Genomic DNA, 18,125 nt, shown 5'->3' on the forward strand with positions numbered 1-18,125 from the left:
CATGACCCGCACACCCCTGCGCCGCTTCGTCGACTACGCCGTCCTCGGCGTGCTCGCGTTCGTCTTCGTCCTGCCGGTCCTCTATCTGGTCCTCGGCAGCTTCAAGCCCTCCGACCAGGTCCTGAACGGCCTGACCGGGTTCCTGCCCACCCACCTGTCCTTCGACAACTACCGGGCCGTCCTCAGCAGCTTCGACTCCGACGCCACCGGCTACTTCTGGCGCTTCATGGGCATCTCACTGCTCCTGGCCACCGTCGTCGTGCTCGGCGGTCTGATCGTCAACTCCATGGCCGCCTACGGACTCACCCGGCTGCGCTGGCGCGGACAGGGCGCCGTCTTCACCGTCGTCCTGCTCCTGATGCTCGTACCGTTCGAGGCGGTCGCCGTCCCGCTGTTCTACATGTTCGACGACCAGCGCAACACCATCTACGTCCAGGCGATCCCCTTCATCGCCAACGCCTTCTCGATCTACCAGTTCTCCACGTTCTTTCGCGCGATCCCGCCCAGCATCGAGGAGGCCGCCCGGATCGACGGCGCGGGTCCCTGGCGCACCTTCTTCGCGATCGTCGTCCCGATGTCGAAGCCGGTGTTCGCCTCCGTCGCGATCCTGACCTTCCTCACCCAGTGGGGTGCCTTCCTCTGGCCCGTCCTGATGGTCTCCGACCCCGCCGTGCGCCCCCTGCCGCTGGAGATGAGCGTCTTCCAGGGACAGATGCCGGTCGACTGGGGACAGGTCCTGGCCTTCGGCGTCCTGCTGATCCTGCCCGTGCTGATCGTCTTCGCGTTCTTCCAGCGGTGGTTCGTCCAGGGCGTGGCCAGCTCCGCGGTCAAGGGCTGAACCCCGCCGCGTGTCCATCGCGTGTACGGCCGCGGCGACACTGCCGCGGTCCAACTCGACCTCGGACTCGGCCAGTCCCAGTTCGATCTCCTGCGGGCCGGTGAGGTCGGCGAGGGACAACAGCGCCGCCACCGGGCGGTTCTCGGCGAGGTAGGAGGCGCTGAAGCTGTGGATGTGCCGTTCCAGTGCCGCCTGGGCCAGCAACTCGATCATGGCGGTCGCCAGTCCGACGCGCCGCCAGGCCGGGTCCACCGCGACGCTGACCTCCGCGACGCCGTCGGCCAGAGCTTCGTAACGCGCGATGGCGATGCCCTTTCCGGAGGCGGCTTCCGCCGCGACGAGGGCGAACCGGCGGACGTAGTCCAGTCTCGTCAGCCGGTTCAGCAGGTCCGGCGTGAGGCGCGGCGGGCCGCCCAGAAAGCGGCGGTACAGCGTCTCGGCGTCCGCCGAGCGGATCGCCGCCGCCAGGTCCGGCGCGTCGGACGGCACGATCGGCCGGATCGCGACGCGTCGGCCGTCACGGAGCCGCAGTTCGCGCTCGTACGCGAACGGATAGCCCGCGGGTGCGTCGCCGGGGCGGAGCTGAAGACTCATCGTGCCCCCATCGTGGGATGCCCGTCTCCGCCGCGTCCTGGGCCGGTGGGCCCTCACGCGGTGCTGTTGGTCCCCTTACCGGCGCTCGGCGGAGCGCGACCATGGTGGCATGGAGGAGCCAGCGCACGCGGACACGTGGTACACCCCGGCCAAGTACGTGACGTCGCCTCGGGCGAACGCGACCGACGACATCGTCGACAACGCCCTGCACCGCCCCGGCCACGAGGCGTTCGCCCGCAAGGTCGACGGCGGCTGGCGGACCGTCACTTCCAGGGAGTTCGCCGACGAGGTCCAGGCGCTGGCCGCCGGGCTGATGGCGGCCGGGATCGCGCCGGGCGACCGGATCGCGCTGATGTCGGGCTCGCGCTACGAGTGGATGCTGTGCGACTTCGCGATCTGGACCGCGGGGGCGGTCAGCGTGCCCGTGTACGAGACCTCGTCCCCGGCGCAGGTCGAGTGGATCCTGCGCGACAGCGGCGCCAGGGCCGCGTTCGTCGAGGGCGAGGAGCGCTCCCGTGTCGTCACCGCCGCCGGGGCGGACTCGGTGGGCGAGGTGTGGCGCATGGACGGCGGGCTCGGGCGCCTCGTCGAGCTGGGCCGGTCGGTGCCCCGGGAACTGGTCGAACGGCGGCGGCGCGCGGTCGGCGCCGACCGGCCGGCGACCGTCGTCTACACCTCCGGTACGACCGGCAGGCCCAGGGGCTGCCTGATCAGCCACGGCAATCTGGTCGCCGAGGTGCGCAACGTCGCCGCCGCCGACGGGATCACGGAGAACGTCCTGACCGACCGCACGACGCTCCTGGTGTTCCTGCCGCCGGCCCACGTCCTGGCCCGGGTCGTCGCGCTCGCCGCCGTGCACAACGGCGCGCAGGTCGCGCACACCAGTGACCTCGAGAACCTCCCCACCGAACTGCGGACCTACCGGCCCACGTTGCTGCTGGCCGTCCCCCGGATCTTCGAGAAGCTGCGCAACACCGCTCAGCGCACGGCGGTGGCGGGCGGCCACGCGAGGATGTTCCGGGCCGCCGAGGCGACGGCCGTCGCCTACAGCGAGGCGCTGGACCGCGGCGGACCGGGCCTGTGGCTGCGGGTCAGGCGCCGGGTGTTCGACCGGCTGGTCTTCAGGAAGCTGCGGGCGGCGCTGGGCGGCCGGGTCGCCTGGGCGTGCAGCGGCGGCGCACCCCTGGGGGCCGGTCTCGGGCACTTCATGCGTGGGGCCGGGGTCACCGTGCTGGAGGGCTGGGGGCTGACCGAGACCACCTCCGGGGTGACCCTCGACCTGCCGGGCGCCCAGCGCGTCGGAAGCGTGGGCCGCCCGCTGCCCGGCTGCGCGGTACGCATCGGTCCCGGAGGCGAGGTGCTGGTGAAGGGGCCGAACGTCTTCGGCGGCTATCTGCACGATGAGGAGGCCACCGCCGAGGCGTTCGACGACGACGGCTGGTTCCGCACCGGTGACGTCGGGGAGCTGGACGACGGGTATCTGACCGTCACCGGCCGCAAGAAGGACCTCATCGTCACGGCCGTCGGCAAGAACGTGGCGCCCGCCCCGCTGGAGGACCGGCTCCGGGCCCACTGGCTGATCGACCAGTGCGTGCTCGTCGGCGACCGGCGGCCCTACATCGGTGCCCTCATCACGCTCGACCCCGAGTTCCTCACCTGGTGGGGACGCGAACACGACCGGTCGTGGGCGGGCGGCGTCGCGGAGCTCCGCGACGACCCGGAGCTCAGGTCGGCCGTCCAGGCAGCGGTCGACGAGGCCAACCGGACGGTGTCGGCGGCCGAGTCCATCAGGCGGTTCCGCATCCTGGGCCGAGGGTTCGCCGTGGGCGAGGAACTGACGCCGTCGCAGAAGGTGCGGCGCGGCTACGTGACCGCCAAGTTCGCCGCGGACATCGAGGCCCTCTACGCGCCGCCCGGCTGAGACGTGCCCGTTTCGGGCCCGATGTCTTCCCGCCGCGTGACATAGCGGAACAGGCCATGTCTTCCGCCCAAAGCTCTCGTTACGGAACGCGGAAGGCTCTTCAGCCCTCCTCCTGTGCAGGACAAGTGCACGGGCAGGGATCTCAGGGACTGAGTGACATGGGTTTGACCAGTCGAACGACCGTATACGCGATGGTGGCGCTGGCAGCCCTGTCTGTGGCGCTGCTGGTCTGGCTGTGGCCGCGGCTCGCGAAACCGGGCCTGTGGCAGGTGCTGGGGCGGCTGTGCGCCATCGGTGTGACGCAGGTGACGATCGTCGCGGCCTTCGCCTGCGGGGTGAACTCCTCGTACCAGTTCTTCGGCTCCTGGGGAGAACTGTTCGGCAACGTCGACACCGCCCCCGTGGGCGTGACGCAGGCCGCCGACCAGAACGGCGACGGCTCGGTCAACGGCATAAGCAGCGTGCACGGCTCCCTCGTGCAGCCGGCCGGCAACGAGCAACTGAGCCGGGTCAGCGGGCTGCCCAAGGGGCCGGCCGCCGCCGTCGGCCGGGTCGAGTCCGTGAAGATCATCGGCAAGCGCACCGGCGTCGTCGACCCGGCCTTCGTCTATCTGCCGCCGCAGTACTTCCAGAAGGCGTACCACCGCATGCGCTTCCCGGTGATCGTCGCGCTGAGCGGCTACCCGGGCAGCATCTTCAACCTCGCCCAGCACCTGAGGGTCTCGCAGACCGCGGGCGAGCTGCAGGGCAAGGGCCAGATGCAGCCCACGATCATGGTGATGATCCGGCCCACCATCGCCCCGCCGCGCGACACCGAGTGCGTGGACGTGCCCGGCGGGCCGCAGACCGAGACGTTCCTGGCCAAGGACCTGCCGGAGGCCGTCCGGTCCGTCTACCGGGCCGGCCACGACGCCACCGCCTGGGGCGTCATGGGGTACTCCTCCGGCGCCAGCTGCGCCCTCCAGCTCGCGATGCGCGACCCGCACGCCTACACCACGGCCGCCGCCCTGTCGCCCGACTACAAGGTCAAGGACGACCCCACCACCGGCAACCTCTTCGGCAGCGGTCCGGGCCGCCAGGCCCGGGTAGACGGCCACGACCTGATGTGGCGGCTCGCGCACCTGCCCGCCCCCCAGGTCTCGGTCCTGGTCGCCAACAGCAAGCACGGCGAGAAGGGTTACGCGCAGACGCAGGCGTTCATCAGGGCCGTCAAGGCGCCCATGCGGGTCGCCTCGATCCTGCCCGAGAACGGCAGCCACAACTTCCCGACCTGGGTACGGGAGATGCCCGCCGCCCTGAAGTGGATGAACGCCCAGCTGACCTTCCCGCAGGACGTCGTACCCCGGCACCACCCCAGGAGGACCACCGAGGCCGGCGGCCGGCCCGGGCCCGGCCGCAGCCCGCTGCGCGCCGAGGGCACCCCGAGCAGGCCCGCGGCCACGACACGCCGGTGAGCCACTGAAAGCGTGCGGCGACGACACATTCCCCGGCCCCGGCGTGGCACTCGTCCGACGTAGCGTGGAGGAGAGTTCGACGAGGAGGGACTCATGCAGGTGCGCCGGGCACGACGGTCGCGGGGAGCGGACCTTCCGGGGGTCGGCCGGTCGGCGAGGAGAGCGGCGGCCGCCGTGGGCCTGGCCGCGCTGCTCCTGACCGCCTGTGACGGCGGTGGGGGCGGCGGGAGCGACGGCAAGCAGGCCACCAGGAGCCCGGACTCCGTCATCACCGTGAAGCCGGGGCGCGGGGCGGCCGCCTCGCCCGGTGACAAAGTGACCGTCCACTCCTCCGGCGGCAGACTCCTGGACATACGGGTGAGCGCCCCGGACGCCGACGAGTTCGGCGGCTCGCTGTCGGCGGACGGGCACACCTGGACGTCGTCCGCCCTGCTGGCCCCGGCGACGAAGTACACCGTGCTCGCGCGGGCCAAGGACGCGGACGGAAAGACGGTGACGCGGCGGACCACCATAGGCACCGCGCGGGCGCGCGGCACGTTCGTCGGCGAGTACAGCCCGGAGAAGGGCGCCACCGTCGGCGTCGGCATGCCGGTGTCCGTCGTCTTCAACAAGCCCGTCCGGGACAAGGCGGCCGTGGAGCGCAGGCTCTCGGTCACCACCAGCCCGCACGTCGAGGGGGCCTGGAGCTGGGTGAAGGACCACAGCGGCAGGGACCGCGTCGACTACCGGCCCCGGAAGTTCTGGACGTCCGGCACCGAGGTCACCCTGCGGATGGCCCTGAGCGGCGTCGACGCGGGCGGCGGGGTGTACGGGACCCAGCAGCGCGTCGTGCGCTTCCACGTCGGCCACGCGGTCGTCGGCACCGTCGACACGAACCGCAAGACCATGACGGTCAAGGAGGACGGGAAGGTGCTGCGCACCCTTCCGGTCTCCAGCGGCAAGCCCGGCTTCGAGACCTGGAACGGCACCATGGTCGTCCTGGAGAAGGTCCCCAGCATCCGGATGAACTCCCGGACGGTGGGCATCTTCGGCCCCGAGGCGTACAACCTCGGCTCGGTGAAGTGGGCGGTGCGGCTGACCCCGTCGGGCACGTTCGTGCACGCGGCGCCGTGGAACGCGGGCAAGTTCGGCCGGGTCAACGGCAGTCACGGCTGCGTGGGCATGAGCACGAGCGACGCGCGGTGGTTCTTCGGGCACGTCCACCTCGGTGATCCGGTCACCGTCGTCCACTCCAAGGACACCGTCGCCGAAGGCAACGGCTACGGGGACTGGAACGTCGACTGGGCGACCTGGCGGGCGGGCAGCGCGCTGTCCTGAAAACCGGCGGCAACCTTTCCGGCGTCGGCGGCGACACAGGGGCGACGTTCCCGTCACCGAACAGGTAAGGACCTTGCCCGTGGCGTCCCATACTCCGCATCGCCGGCCCCGTGACCGGCGTACGGCTCTCGTGTCCGTCGTCGCCGTGGCGGCCGTGGCACTCGTCGTGGCCCTGGTGGTCGCGTTCCGACCGGACGGCGGCGGCGCGGCCGCCTCCGCCGGGCATACCGCGGCCACGGCCGTCGCGGATGCCGAGCAGGCGAGCCCGTCGCCGACGCCGTCCCGGAAAGAGTCGGCCTCCCCGTCGCCGAAGGCCCGTACCGCCAAGCCGTCGGCCACGGCCGCCACCGCCTCGGCACGGCCCTCGAGTTCACCGGCCAGGGCGCCGCGCGCCGTCCCGGCCTCGGCGTCACTGGCCGGGCGGATCGTCCCCGGCACCACCTACCAGGGCGTCGCCACGCACTACGACGCCGCGGACGGCAATGGCGCCTGCTCGTTCGGTCCCAGCGCGGACATGATGATCGCGGCGATGAACACCGCCGACTACGAGACGTCCAAGGCGTGCGGGGCGTACGTCCGTGTCCGTGCCGCGAGCGGTGCCTCCGTCACGGTCCGGATCGTCAACGAGTGCCCGGGGGACTGCGCGGTCGGACAGCTCGACCTCAGCGTGCAGGCCTTCGCCAAGCTCGCCGCGCCCGCGGCCGGGCGGATCGCCGTCTCCTGGGAACTGGTGAGCCCCGCCGACGCCGGGACGCTCTCGGTGCGGTACAAGACCGGGTCCAGCCAGTACTGGTGCGGCATCCAGGTGCTCGGGCACCGCAACCCGGTGGCGCGGCTGGAGGTGCGCGCCGGGAACGGGTGGCTGGCGCTGCCGCGCACCTCGTACAACTACTTCCTCTCCGAGAAGGGGAGCGGCTGCGGTGGATCCATCAGGATCACCGACATCTACGGCGAGCGGCTGACGGTGGACGGGATCGCCGTGAAGCCGAACGTCGTACAGCCGACCCGCGTGCAGTTCGCCGCGCACTGACCGCGCGCTCCTCGTTTCCGGTCGGTTTCCCAACTCCCAAGGTATGGCCAGGGGTTGGGAAACCGGCCGTCATGGGGCGGTAAGACTTCGGCCAGTTCACCGAATCTTCGCCCATTGCTTCTACCCGCATAGACCCGGCCGGTGCTGTCATGCCCACGACTGCCCGGAATCCCCGGGCCGAACGCGGGAGAACCCCCATGCGCGCCATGCGCCGCCTCACCGCCACGAGCACGTCCCTCGGTCTCGCCGTCGCCGGCCTGATCCTCGGTACGGGGTCGGCCGCCCACGCGGCCGGCTGCTCGCAGGACTATCTGCCGTTGCCCGATCCGGTCTGCCAGCCCGGCGCCTACAACCCCGACGTCACGCAGGACACCATCGGCTCGACGATATGCGTGTCCGGATGGACCTCCACCGTGCGGCCGTCGACCTCCTACACCAACGCGCTCAAGGTCAAGCAGATCGCCGAGTACGGCTACGCGGACACCAGCACGGCCGACTACGAGGAGGACCACCTCGTCCCGCTCGAGCTCGGCGGCGCCCCGAAGAGCGCGGAGAACCTCTGGCCCGAGCCGCGCTACGGGGACACGACCGCGGCCAACAAGGACACCGTGGAGAACAAGCTGAAGAAGGCCGTGTGCAACGGGACCGTCGGCCTCGACGACGCTCGAGACGCGGTCGCGTCCGACTGGACCACCGCCCTGTCCTCCCTCGGACTGAGCTGATTCGGCCAGGTCACTCGGGGCGTGGCCGAAAACGATCGTTTATCGGTGCGACGTCGGGGGGATCTTGGGGTCACCCTCCTCCCCGGGGAGTAGCGGGCGCCCGGCCGGGTCCCGCTGGAGAGGCAGGGCAGGTGCCTTCGTCGGCACGATGTGCCGGGGCGGTACGCGGACCAGGCTGGTTCACGTCGGCCAGAGGGACCGAGAGACCCGAGGAGGTCGTCATGAACCACCGGATACGCGTCCGCGTCAGCCGCCGCCCGAGCCAGCCCCGCGACACCCCCGTCGACCGCAGGACGCCGTCGGGGCGGATCCTGCCCTACTGACCTCACAGGCCCTGGCGTCAGCGGAGGTGGTGCGAGATCGCCGTGCGCAGGGCCCGGCGCAGTTCCTCGGAAGGCGCGGGGCCGTCCGGCTCCGCGCCGGCCGTGACCGCCGCGGCGACCGCGCGCAGCTTGATGTTGGAGCGCTGCGAGGTCTCGCGCAGGATCTCCCACGCCTGTTCGGAGGTGCAGGCGTGCATGGCCATCAGCACCCCGCGGGCCTGGTCGATGACCGGGCGGGAGGCCATCGCCTGCTTCAGCTGCTCGACCTCCGTGCGCAGCTCCGACAACTGCTCCGCGCGCTCCCGGGCGACCGCGGAGGCGACCGGCGACTCGGGTTCCCCGTCCACCGGGTGGGCCGCGTGCCGCAGGGGGGCGTCGGGGTCCAGGCCGGCGAGTTCCAGGATCCGGCGCGGCTGGCCGTTCCAGTGCCCGGACCGCACCGGAACCGCCCGCCGACGTCCGAAGGCGCCGAGCCGCTCAAGGAACTGCAGCCCCGCAGTGTCCATGAAGACCACGTCGGTCATGTCCAGATCCACTCGGTCCACGTGCGCCGGCAGCCCTTCCAGCGCCTCGGACAGCACGTCCGTACAGCCGTGGACGAGTTCGCCGCGCGGGGTGAGCACAGCCCGGTCCTCTTCCACCCGCGCGTCGATGACCAGGGTGTTCAGCTTCCCCCCGAGAGGTGTGTGTACCGCTGAGGTCATGTCTGCCTCGCTGCTCCCGACAGTCGTCACGACGTTGAGTCACCGGCCGCCGGGCGCGGGTCTCCCGTACCAGCCCCGCGGGGACCCGGCGGTGCTGACCATGCGCCTGCCCGTAGCGCGACGGAGTACACACCGTCTGCTGCCGGGAATGTCCTCCCGTCCCACGGGTACGTGAACTCACGACCACCGGGGTCCACCGAGCAGCCGCGAAAAGAGGGGAGAAGGGCTTGGACGTCCCGTACCGGGTACCGCCCGGGCCCTCCCGCGCACCGCGGCTCACCGTGTTCCCGCTGCCGGACGGAGCCGGCCTCAGCGTCGGTGGCGAGGTCGGACTCGCTACCCTGTCGCAGTGGGAGGGGGCGCTGTCGCGTGCCGCGCGCGACTCGCGGCCCGTGTACCGGCTGGAGCTGTCCGCGCTCACCTTCGTCGATGTCGCCGGCACCGACGCGCTCGCCGCCGCGGCGCAGTCACTGGACGAGGGCAGGAGGATCGTGCTTCAGCAACCCCCCATCAGCCTGCGCCGTCTGCTGGATCTTTTCTGGCCCGGCATCCCGACGATCGAGGTGCCGTCGTCATGAGCACCGCGACCACACCGCAGGACCCCTTCGTCCATCCCGCGCTCTTCTACGGCGACGAGCGCGAGTACCTGGCCGGCACCGTCCCCTTCGTGCGCGCCGCGGTCGCGGCCGACGAGCCCGTCGCCGTGGCCGTGCCCGCCGAGAACCTCCGGCTGATCCGCGACGAACTGGGGACCGACGCCGACGCCGTACGGTTCCTGGACATGCGCGAGGTCGGGCGCAACCCCGGCCGGATCATCCCCGGCGTGCTGCGGGCCTTCGCCGACGCCCAGGCGCCCGGCACGCGCGTCCACATCATCGGCGAGCCGATCTGGGCCGGCCGCACCCCCGCCGAGTACCCCGCCTGCGTCCAGCACGAGGCGCTGATCAACGCGGCGTTCCGGGGCCGGGAGGCGACCATTCTCTGCCCCTACGACACCCGGCGCCTGCCCCCGGAGGTCATCGCCGACGCGTACGTCACCCACCCCGTGCTGCTGCGCGGCGGATCGCGGGAGGCGGAGGAGAGCAGCGTCTACGCCCCCGAGACGGTCGTCGACCGCTACAACGAACCCCTGCCGCCCGCCCCCGACGTCCCCGCCGTGCGCTTCGACGCGGAGTCCCTCAGCGAGACCCGGCACCTCGTCACCGACGAGGGCGCCCGGCTGGGCCTCGCGCCCGCCAGGGTCGAGGACCTGGCCCTGGTCACGGCCGAGCTGGTCACGAACAGCGTGGTGCACGGCGGTGGCACGGGCACCGTGCGGGTGTGGGCCGAGGACGGGTACGTGGTGAGCGAGGTGTGCGACAAGGGCCGTCTCGTCGACCCGCTCGCCGGGCGCCGGCCCGCACCGCGCGAGCAGCGCGGCGGCCGCGGCCTGCTCCTGGTCAACCTCGTCTCCGACCTCGTCCGCGTGCACACCGGCCCCGAAGGAACCACGGTCCGCTGCTGGTTCGCCCGCTGACCGCCGCGGAGCCGGCCGGCCGCTGACCCGCGGATCTCCGTGAGGCGCCGCCGAACCGGCCGGCGGCCCGGACCCGTGCCGCTCAGGTGGCCAGCGGGTCCAGCACGAGCGGCTCGATCCGGCCCTCCAGCATGTAGCCGAGGCCCTGTACGGCGCACACGTCGGGGCGTTCGGCGATGTGCACCGGCATGCCGGTGGCCGCGCGCAGCATCTGGTCGAGCCCGGGCAGCAGCGCGCTGCCGCCGACCATCATGATCCCGCGGTCGGCGAGGTCGGCGACCAGGTCGGGCGGGCAGTCCCGCAGCACCCGTCCGATGCCGTCGAGCACGGCCGTCAGCGGCGTCTCGATGGCGTCCCGGACGGCGGCGGTGTCGACCTGCACGGACCGGGCGAGACCGGTGGCGACGTCGCGGCCGTGGATCTCGGTGGAGGCGGGGCCCTGGAGGGTGAGCCCGTTGCCGGACAGGGCCAGCTGCAGGGGCCGTACGGACTGGCTCGGCAGCATCAGCTCGTGCTCGTGGCGCAGGTGCTGGACGATCGCGTGGTCGACGGCCTCACCGCCGACCGGGATGCGCTCGGCGGTCACGATCGACCCCAGCGACAGCACGGCGACCTGTGTGGCGGCGGCCCCGCACACCATGATCATGGTGGCCTCGGGCCGCTCGACGGGCAGCCCGCATCCCACGGCGGCGGCGATCAGCGTGTCCACCAGCTCCACGCGCCGGGCGCCGAGCCCCACGAGCGTCTCGATGGCCGCCCGCTGGGCCAGCGGGTCGGCGTCGTGCGGGGTGCAGGCCGCCGCGCGCAGGAAGGGCTTGCGGCGCAGGGTGCGGCGGATCTTGTCGCCGAGCAGGTGCCGCAGCATGCGCTGCGCCATCTCGATGTCGACGACGGTGCCGCCGGAGACGGGCCGTACGACGCGGATGTAGTGCGGGGTGCGGCCGGTCATCTTCTCGGCGAACTCGCCGACCGCGATGAGCGCGCCGGTCTTGGTGTTCACGGCGGCGACGGACGGCTGGTCGACGACGAGGCCGGCGCCCTTCACGTAGACGCGGGTTCGGGCCGCCCCCAGGTCGACGGCGAAGTGGCAGCGGCGCAGCTGCTCCAGACTGGCGGTCATGGCAGGTCCTCCCGAGAGCGCAGACCGTGGGGGCCGCCGGTGGAGGGTGGCGGGCCTCGTTCTCTGTTCCTGATCCGGGAGGCCCGCCGGGCGGCGGGCCTCCCTCGCATCGTGCGCGGGCCGGGAGCCGGGCGCTGCCTGGAGGGGGCCGGGCGGGGGGCCGCTGAATGGGCGGTTTTGCGGCTTATGTCCGAAGGGAACGAAAGGTAAAGGTAAGTCAGAGGGCTTGGGCGGCTTCGAGGAGCGGGGCGAGGGAGGACACGGTGACCTCGCAGCCCGCCTCCCGCAGGCCGTGCTCGATCGTCGGATTCCGGGCCAGTCCGATGAAGCCGAGACCCAGTTGCTGGGCCGCGGTCAGCTCGGCGACCGTGGAGCCGATCAGCACGCTCGCGGGAGCCGGCGCTTCGGGGGAGCGCAGGGCGCGCCGCAGACAGTCCGGGTCGGGCGTCAGCAGGCCGAGGTCGGCGGCGCGGCCGTGGACGCCGGCGAGGGGGAGCCGGAACGGCCGCAGATACTGACGTACCGCCTCCTCGCAGACGTCCGAGACGACGGCCACCCGGCGGTCGGCCTGGTGCAGGACGCGCACGAGGAGGACCGAGTTGTGGGTCAGCGGGGCGTCCGGGACGGCCCGCAGCTCGAGCTGGTCGAGGCGGTCGCGCAGCTGCGGGGCGAGCCGGTCGTGGGCGAAGGCGCGCAGCACGTCCAGCGGGTGCGGGAACATCTCGTGCCCCGCGGCCCGCGGCAGCGGCCGGCCCGCCAACGCGTCCTCGGGATCGCGCTGTTCGGCGACCACCGAGAGCAGGTCCAGGGCCGCCTCCCGGGCGGTCTGCGCGGAGAACAGCCGGGTGACGGGACCGTCGAAGCCGAGCAGCACCGTCTCGGCGTCGGCGAGCAGCTCGGACGCGGGCCGGGGCGCAGGCCGCCGCGGTACGGGGGGCGGGGTGCCCTCCGTACTGAGCTGCACCGAGTAGGAGATCGCCAGGCCCGGCACCGGCCATCTGCCCAGCCCGGAGTTGACCGCCCGCTGCGCCGCGCCCGCCCGGCGCAGCGGATGCCGGCGGGTGATGCGGGGGGCGGCGTCCAGCACATGGTCGAGGAGCCGCTCGGAGACACGCGTGGTCTCGGCGCGCACGAACGCCACCGGATCGACGACGTGCCAGGACAGCTCGACCGCGGCGGTGAAGGCGCCCTTGCCGGAACTCGGCAGGGAGACGGTGCGGAACGCCTGGTGACCGGTGAGGTCGACCTCGTAGTAGGTGGTGCGGCGGGGCGGGCGCAGGCCGTGCGGGCGCGCCGGGTTGAGGAGGGTCAGCGGCCCGTCGGGCTGGGTGTGCACGATCGCGGTACGGCCAGGGGCGGGGATGCCCAGCCGACGCAGGTCGTGGGTGATGAACGGGCCCTTCACCAGGTCCCGTTCCTCCGGTTCGGGCCCCGCCGTCGACAGGGTGAGGTACCAGGCGACGGGCGGCTCGTCCGGGGCGCCGCCGTGCAGGGGCTGGAAGCGCGGCTCCTCCAGCGCGGCGGAACTGGCCGCGAACTCCTCGTACCAGGACGGCGAGACGACGAGGAGGACGTCGGCGGGCGTACGGTCCTGCAGGGTGAGGACCTCCGGCGGTACGACGGGATCGCCGGCGCCGGCCGTGTGCCAGAACGTCACCCGCAGCCGCGGCGGGTCCGCCAGCTCCCCGACCGCCTCGGCGAGCCCGCGCAGGGTCGCCACCAGCACCGGGAGCGTGTAGGCGCCGGGCTGGGCCAGGACCAGGTAGCCGTGCGCACGCACCCGCACCTCGCGCTGCGCGAGCCCGGCGCGCTCCAGGATCCGGTCCACCGCGTACTCCAGCGCGATCCGCGCCTCCGGCCGGCCGGTGAGGTCGTCGGCCTCGAAGAGCACGGCGGGGCGCCGCGGCTCGGGCGGGGGCGCGGGGGCGGGCAGCGCGTCGAGGTCGGCCCGCTTCGGGGAACCCGTCAGCCGTCGCACGCTCTCCGGGCTCACCGTCGCGAACGCCTCGCCGTCCGCTCCCGCCCCGGTCCCCGTACCCGAGGGCGAGGGCGTGGAGGCGCGGAACTCGCCCCGCGAGCTCCCGGCCCGGTGGTCGATCGACGCGCCGACCCGCTGGAGGAGTTCGGCGGTCCGGGTGCGCGCGGAGCGGGGCAGGCCGAGCAGGAGGAGATCGCGTACGCCGGGGCGGAAGGCGTAGGAGCCGGGCGGCCCGGGGACGGTGGTGAGCATGCCGCTGAGGATGACCTCGGCCAGGTGCTGCGGGCGTGGGTCCGGTTCGAGGGCAGCGTGGACCAGGCGCATCACCGGCAGGTCGGGCCGGCCGACCGCGAGGTGCCCGGCCAGCCGGAACGCCTCCGGTGACGCGGTCGCACGGAACCGCAGGATCAGTTCCTCGGCGGACAGCAGGGCGATGTCCGCGCGGTCCTCCGGGGCGGCCGGGCGGTCCAACAGGGCGACGGCGGCCGGGAGTTCGGAGGTGCCGGGGCTCGTGAGCAGCGCCGCCCAGTTGGCCAGCCAGCCGGGGTCGGGCTCCATCACGGGCAGCGGCACGGCGGGACCCTGCTCGTGCGGTTCGTAGGGCGTGAAGGTGAGCGCCGCCGTCGGCGCGGCCGGGTACGGCGCCGACAGCCGTCCCGGTGTCGTGGGCAGTGCCGTCTCCCGCCACAGCTGCTCCGGCAGCGGCTGTACGACGGCCAGCGGCATCCGCGCCGCCCACCGGCGCAGGGTGGAGTACCACAGGGTGCCGGGCGGCCCCTGGCGCCACTGGGGGCCCATGCAGTCGCTGACCAGCAGGGTGACGGTACGGCCGTCGGTGGTCGTGGGGGTGCCCGGGCCGCGCACCGTCCCGTCGGGTTCGGCCCGGTAGGGCACGACCGTGCGGAAGACGCCCGACTGGGCCAGCATCGTGTGCAGTTCGCGGATCAGGGGGTGCCAGACGGGCATCGTGGGCCCGCTGTCGTACACCAGGTTCAGGCGCAGCCAGCGCTCCCGGGCGGGGCGCATGACCGGCAGCCACCACTCGGGGGCCGCGCCGAGCCGGGCGATGCGGTCGGCGGTGGCGGACTCGTCGAGTTCGTGTCCCACGGGGGACTCGATACGGCGTTTGAGCGGACGGAGCGCCCGTTGCAGGCCCAGTGGGTGGCGCAGCATCGGGGGCGCGGGGGCGAGCAGCGTGGTGTGCGGGCGGTCGTCGCCGGGCCCGGTGGCGGACGGGAGGTGGAGGGGTGCGCGGGGGGAGGGGAGGGCGTCGGCGGGTGAAGGGGTCTCCGGCCGCTGCGGCTCGGGGGAGGGGGGTGGTGCGGGCGGCGGTTCGGGGCGCGGTGCGTCCGGGGTGGGGCGGGGCTTCTCCTCGTCGGGCGGTGTTCCCGGCTCCATGTGCCGTGCCAGCCACAGCAGTTCGGCCAGCTCCAGCGGGGTCGGGCGTACGCCGGAGGCCGCCTCGGCGAGGACGTCGGCGAGACGGGCCAGCGGTTCGGGGGAGCCCGGGGTGTCGGACGGCATCCGGCCTCAGAAGGCGTCCGTGTGCGGGGCGTCGCCCAGGTACGGCATCAACTGCTCGGCCAGCTCGTCCAGACTCTCCGAGCCGAGGTCGGAGGAACGGGCCAGGTAGATGGCGTTGAGCAGCTGGTCGGTGGCCAGCTCGCCGCCGCCGACCCGGGACAGGAACCGGTCGATCAGGGTCTGCGCGTAGGTGTCGGGCTCACCGTCGAAGTGGGCGCGCACGATCGCCGTGAGCTGGCCGTCGTCGGGCTGGCGCAGCCGCAGGGTGACGCAGCGGCGCAGGAAGGCGGGCGGGAACTCGCGCTCGCCGTTGCTGGTGAGCACCACGAACGGGAAGGCCCGGCAGCGGACCCGGCCGCGCTCCACCGGGACGCGTTCGTCGGTGCCGTCGATCATCACCTCCGCCGTCGGCGTGCGGCGGGCGCCGCGGACCAGTTCGGGGATCTCGTACTGGCCCTCCTCCAGGACGTTGAGCAGGTCGTTGGGCAGGTCGAGGTCGCTCTTGTCGATCTCGTCGATGAGCAGGGCCCGCGGGCGGGCATAGGGGAGCAGGGCGGTGCCCAGGGGGCCGAGGCGGAGGTGGTCCTCGATGCCCGCCTCGGTGGCCTGCGCGTGCCGGGCCGCGTACAGCCGGGACAGCGGGTCGTACTGGTAGAGGCCGTCGTGCAGGGTGCTGCGGCTGGTGATGTTCCAGCGCAGGACGGGGCCGAGGCGCAGCTCGCGGGCGACCGCGTAGACGAGCGAGGACTTGCCGGTGCCGGGCGGGCCGGTGACCAGCAGCGGGCGGCGCAGGTACAGGGCGGCGTTGACGAGCTGGACGGTCTGCGGGGTGGCCCGGTAGGTCTCGGCGCGGTGCACGCGGTCGGGGGAGGCGGCCGCCGTGTCGCTCTCGCCCGGTGCGTCGAGCACGGGTGTGCCGTCGAAGGCGCGCCAGGGCGGCGGCGGGGGCAGCCGGGTGATGCCGTCGTGCGGCGTGCCGCTGCCGGTGTAGACGGGCCACAGGGCCATGGAACGTTCGCTTTCTTGAGGGGAGTCGGAGCGGGCGGGCCGCTCAGGCGACGGGCGAGTGGAGGGACGCGGCGGGTTCGGGGAAGCAGCGCGGATCGTCCCACAGGAGCTGCAGACCGCTCGCCCAGTGCCCGTCGGGGTCGTCGTCCGCGTCCGCGGTCTCGCGCAACGCCCGTACCTGACCGGGCAGTTCGGCGGGCGGGACGCCGGTGAGCAGGTCGGCGAGCTGGTCCAGGAACGCCGTACCGGAACACGGGCCGTCGTGCCGGGAGCCGGCGCAGCCCGTGCGCGGCCACAGCAGTACCGGCACCGGTGAGTTGAGGGCCGCCTCGAAGTGCGGCTGCGCGGCGTCCGGCGGGAAGGCGTAGCCCGCGAGGCCGGCGTCGTCGTCCCGCAGCCGCTTGCGCAGGCTCTGCGGCCGCTCCGGGCCGCCGCATTCGACGCGGTGCAGCCGGGCCCCGGGCGAGGTGTCCAGCTTCTGCCACCGTTTGGCCAGTTCCCGGCGCAGTCGGCCGCTGCGGTACCGCGAGCGGTCCACGACGACCAGCGGATAGGCGCAGCCCAGCGGGGTGGAGTCGTCGGCGCCGCACTCCCAGCGCGCCACCGGCTCGTTCAGCCACTCGCGGGGCAGTACGAACGTGATCAACTCCTGTGCGTCCAGCGCCAGTTGGGAGAACGCGTCGTCGATGCAGCCCTGGACCCAGGCGCGGACGGCGGAGCGTCGCAGGCGCCGGGAGCCGACCTTTCGGCGCTGCCCGTCGTGGTAGGCGGAGACCTCGACGGTGACCTGGTCGGCGCCGGCCCCGCTGCGCTCTATCTCGACGACGATCGGGGACCACGCCGGACCGGCGGCGGACCTGGGGGGCGTGCCGTCCAGCACCTCCTGGAGCCGGTCGGCGAAGCGCGTCACCGCCTCGGCGCCCGGGACCTCCCACTGCACGTACCCGGCGGCGGCCTCCAGGGAGGCGACGGCGTCCTCGGGCGGCGGATGGCCGAAGGGCCCCACGGCGTGGTTGACCAGCCGGACGGGATCGCACTCGACGCCCTCCGCCACCGCCCGCCGCACCAGCGCGTACAGGCGGCGCACCTCGTCCCGCCGGTGGCCGGGCGTGGGGACGAGGGCGCCGAGGCCGGGCCAGTAGCGGGCCATGACCTGGGTGGGCAGCATGCGGCCGACCCGGCCGTCCCGCGAACCGGCGATGGTGGTCACCATGCCGACCACCCTGCCGTCCGCGAGATGCACGGCGGCGCCGCTGAACCCGGGCGCCAGGGCCTGCCCGTGCGCGGTGGCCGCCTCCAACTGGCGCCACTCGTCCGAGACCAGGGCGCCGGGCACGGCGTGATAGCGGGCGAGCATGCCCTCGTCGTACCCCTTGGGGAAGCCGTACGCCACGAGCGTCGGCGCGTGCTCGCCCGCGAGTTCGGCGCCCGGCGGGGCGAACTCGGCCGGTTCGAGCGGGACTTCGCGGTCGAGTTCGAGTACGGCGAGGTCGCCCGGGTCGGCGGCGCCGCCCGCCCAGCCGCCGTGCACGGCCACGGTCGCGGAGAGCTGGCCCAGGCCGCGGCCGCCGGGGAAGAACACCGTCACCGCGCCGGTGCCGCCCGCGCGGACGACATGGGCGCAGGTGAGGACATGGCGTGCGGAGACGAGGAATCCGGCGCCGATCTCGTTCCCGCAGACGATCCGGGCGTGCCAGGCGAAACCGCTCATGACCGGTCGGCTGCCTCCGGGTCCGCGTCCGCCGGCCCCGGCGACCAGCTGAGCTTCACCAGCAGATGGCCCTCGGCCGCCCCCTTCGCGATGACGGCCCCGGCCTCCGCGCTCAGCTTCACCCCGAACTCCAGCTCCACCGAGTCCGGCCGCAGGGTGCCGTCCCGGAACACCCGGAGCGCCGACTCGGCGGCGGCCCGGACCCCGCCCAGCGCGTTCTCGAAGGTGCGGGCCGCCTGGGCCGGTGCGTCACCGCGCGAGACCATCCGGGCCCCCGCGTCCTCGTCGACGCCCTCGACGACGACCAGCGCGCCGTCCTCGGTCTTGAACTCCATTAACGCGTCCATGGCGTGGCGACTCCCCCG

At 73.3% G+C, this 18,125-nt stretch carries 14 protein-coding genes and 1 pseudogene; 8 read left to right on the forward strand and 7 right to left on the reverse strand.

What is annotated here, in order from left to right:
* The first annotated feature begins 1 nt into the window (after position 1).
* A complete protein-coding gene (locus ACIGDI_RS02920; RefSeq protein ID WP_399889578.1) occupies positions 2–838 on the forward strand; it encodes a carbohydrate ABC transporter permease in 837 nt (278 codons plus the stop codon).
* Between the two features lie 129 nt (positions 839–967).
* Here ACIGDI_RS02920 and ACIGDI_RS02925 read toward each other — a convergent pair.
* Positions 968–1,432, reverse strand: a pseudogene (locus tag ACIGDI_RS02925) (GNAT family N-acetyltransferase); the annotation flags it as partial.
* Between the two features lie 109 nt (positions 1,433–1,541).
* Here ACIGDI_RS02925 and ACIGDI_RS02930 point away from each other — a divergent pair.
* From ACIGDI_RS02930 to ACIGDI_RS02950, 5 genes are all read left to right on the forward strand, one after another.
* Positions 1,542–3,353 (forward strand): AMP-dependent synthetase/ligase, encoded by a 1,812-nt coding sequence (locus ACIGDI_RS02930; protein ID WP_399889582.1) that lies wholly within the window; start codon positions 1,542–1,544, stop codon positions 3,351–3,353.
* A gap of 158 nt (positions 3,354–3,511) precedes the next feature.
* Entirely contained in the window at positions 3,512–4,807 is a 1,296-nt protein-coding gene (locus ACIGDI_RS02935; RefSeq protein WP_399889585.1) for an alpha/beta hydrolase, read from the forward strand.
* Positions 4,808–4,900: 93 nt separating this feature from the next.
* Positions 4,901–6,124 (forward strand): Ig-like domain-containing protein, encoded by a 1,224-nt coding sequence (locus tag ACIGDI_RS02940; protein ID WP_399889588.1) that lies wholly within the window; start codon positions 4,901–4,903, stop codon positions 6,122–6,124.
* Between the two features lie 79 nt (positions 6,125–6,203).
* Positions 6,204–7,154, forward strand: coding sequence for an expansin EXLX1 family cellulose-binding protein (locus ACIGDI_RS02945; protein WP_399889591.1), 951 nt, complete (start codon positions 6,204–6,206; stop codon positions 7,152–7,154).
* Between the two features lie 197 nt (positions 7,155–7,351).
* Positions 7,352–7,876, forward strand: a complete 525-nt coding sequence (locus ACIGDI_RS02950; protein ID WP_399889594.1) for a hypothetical protein — start codon at positions 7,352–7,354, stop codon at positions 7,874–7,876.
* Between the two features lie 340 nt (positions 7,877–8,216).
* On the opposite strand, the gene ACIGDI_RS02955 is transcribed toward ACIGDI_RS02950, so the two are convergent.
* Entirely contained in the window at positions 8,217–8,903 is a 687-nt protein-coding gene (locus ACIGDI_RS02955) for an ANTAR domain-containing response regulator (RefSeq protein ID WP_399889597.1), read from the reverse strand.
* A gap of 227 nt (positions 8,904–9,130) precedes the next feature.
* On the opposite strand from ACIGDI_RS02955, the gene ACIGDI_RS02960 reads away from it, so the two are divergent.
* Both ACIGDI_RS02960 and ACIGDI_RS02965 read left to right on the forward strand, forming a co-directional pair.
* Positions 9,131–9,481 (forward strand): STAS domain-containing protein, encoded by a 351-nt coding sequence (locus ACIGDI_RS02960; RefSeq protein WP_399889600.1) that lies wholly within the window; start codon positions 9,131–9,133, stop codon positions 9,479–9,481.
* Positions 9,478–10,419 (forward strand): anti-sigma factor RsbA family regulatory protein, encoded by a 942-nt coding sequence (locus tag ACIGDI_RS02965; protein WP_399889603.1) that lies wholly within the window; start codon positions 9,478–9,480, stop codon positions 10,417–10,419. The genes ACIGDI_RS02960 and ACIGDI_RS02965 overlap by 4 nt, the downstream gene beginning before the upstream one ends.
* An 82-nt stretch (positions 10,420–10,501) precedes the next feature.
* Here ACIGDI_RS02965 and ACIGDI_RS02970 read toward each other — a convergent pair whose 3' ends face one another.
* From ACIGDI_RS02970 to ACIGDI_RS02990, 5 genes are all read right to left on the reverse strand, one after another.
* The gene (locus ACIGDI_RS02970) at positions 10,502–11,539 is read right to left on the reverse strand and encodes a rod shape-determining protein (protein ID WP_383672663.1); all 1,038 of its coding nucleotides are present in this window, start codon (positions 11,537–11,539) and stop codon (positions 10,502–10,504) included.
* 217 nt (positions 11,540–11,756) lie between these two features.
* Positions 11,757–15,041, reverse strand: coding sequence for an SAV_2336 N-terminal domain-related protein (locus tag ACIGDI_RS02975; RefSeq protein ID WP_399889607.1), 3,285 nt, complete (start codon positions 15,039–15,041; stop codon positions 11,757–11,759).
* 6 nt (positions 15,042–15,047) lie between these two features.
* Positions 15,048–16,049 carry an AAA family ATPase gene (locus tag ACIGDI_RS02980; protein WP_399889610.1) on the reverse strand — a complete coding sequence of 334 codons (1,002 nt, stop codon included), beginning with the start codon at positions 16,047–16,049 and terminating at the stop codon, positions 15,048–15,050.
* A 43-nt stretch (positions 16,050–16,092) separates the two neighbouring features.
* Positions 16,093–17,760, reverse strand: coding sequence for a trypsin-like peptidase domain-containing protein (locus ACIGDI_RS02985; protein WP_399889613.1), 1,668 nt, complete (start codon positions 17,758–17,760; stop codon positions 16,093–16,095).
* The gene (locus ACIGDI_RS02990) at positions 17,757–18,107 is read right to left on the reverse strand and encodes a CU044_2847 family protein (RefSeq protein ID WP_399889616.1); all 351 of its coding nucleotides are present in this window, start codon (positions 18,105–18,107) and stop codon (positions 17,757–17,759) included. Before ACIGDI_RS02990 ends, ACIGDI_RS02985 begins: the two co-directional genes overlap by 4 nt.
* Positions 18,108–18,125: the final 18 nt, after the last annotated feature.

This window comes from Streptomyces sp. NPDC085900, from assembly GCF_044540925.1.
Classification (GTDB): domain Bacteria; phylum Actinomycetota; class Actinomycetes; order Streptomycetales; family Streptomycetaceae; genus Streptomyces; species Streptomyces gilvifuscus.

What these genes read in the sequence shown, in the direction of transcription:
- ACIGDI_RS02975 (WP_399889607.1), bottom strand. Translation starts at nt 15,041, where the DNA reads ATGCCGTCCGACACCCCGGGCTCCCCCGAACCGCTGGCCCGTCTCGCC.
- ACIGDI_RS02980 (WP_399889610.1), bottom strand. Translation starts at nt 16,049, where the DNA reads ATGGCCCTGTGGCCCGTCTACACCGGCAGCGGCACGCCGCACGACGGC.
- ACIGDI_RS02950 (WP_399889594.1), top strand. Translation starts at nt 7,352, where the DNA reads ATGCGCGCCATGCGCCGCCTCACCGCCACGAGCACGTCCCTCGGTCTC.
- ACIGDI_RS02940 (WP_399889588.1), top strand. Translation starts at nt 4,901, where the DNA reads ATGCAGGTGCGCCGGGCACGACGGTCGCGGGGAGCGGACCTTCCGGGG.
- ACIGDI_RS02970 (WP_383672663.1), bottom strand. Translation starts at nt 11,539, where the DNA reads ATGACCGCCAGTCTGGAGCAGCTGCGCCGCTGCCACTTCGCCGTCGAC.
- ACIGDI_RS02935 (WP_399889585.1), top strand. Translation starts at nt 3,512, where the DNA reads ATGGGTTTGACCAGTCGAACGACCGTATACGCGATGGTGGCGCTGGCA.
- ACIGDI_RS02930 (WP_399889582.1), top strand. Translation starts at nt 1,542, where the DNA reads ATGGAGGAGCCAGCGCACGCGGACACGTGGTACACCCCGGCCAAGTAC.
- ACIGDI_RS02920 (WP_399889578.1), top strand. Translation starts at nt 2, where the DNA reads ATGACCCGCACACCCCTGCGCCGCTTCGTCGACTACGCCGTCCTCGGC.
- ACIGDI_RS02955 (WP_399889597.1), bottom strand. Translation starts at nt 8,903, where the DNA reads ATGACCTCAGCGGTACACACACCTCTCGGGGGGAAGCTGAACACCCTG.
- ACIGDI_RS02965 (WP_399889603.1), top strand. Translation starts at nt 9,478, where the DNA reads ATGAGCACCGCGACCACACCGCAGGACCCCTTCGTCCATCCCGCGCTC.
- ACIGDI_RS02985 (WP_399889613.1), bottom strand. Translation starts at nt 17,760, where the DNA reads ATGAGCGGTTTCGCCTGGCACGCCCGGATCGTCTGCGGGAACGAGATC.
- ACIGDI_RS02990 (WP_399889616.1), bottom strand. Translation starts at nt 18,107, where the DNA reads ATGGACGCGTTAATGGAGTTCAAGACCGAGGACGGCGCGCTGGTCGTC.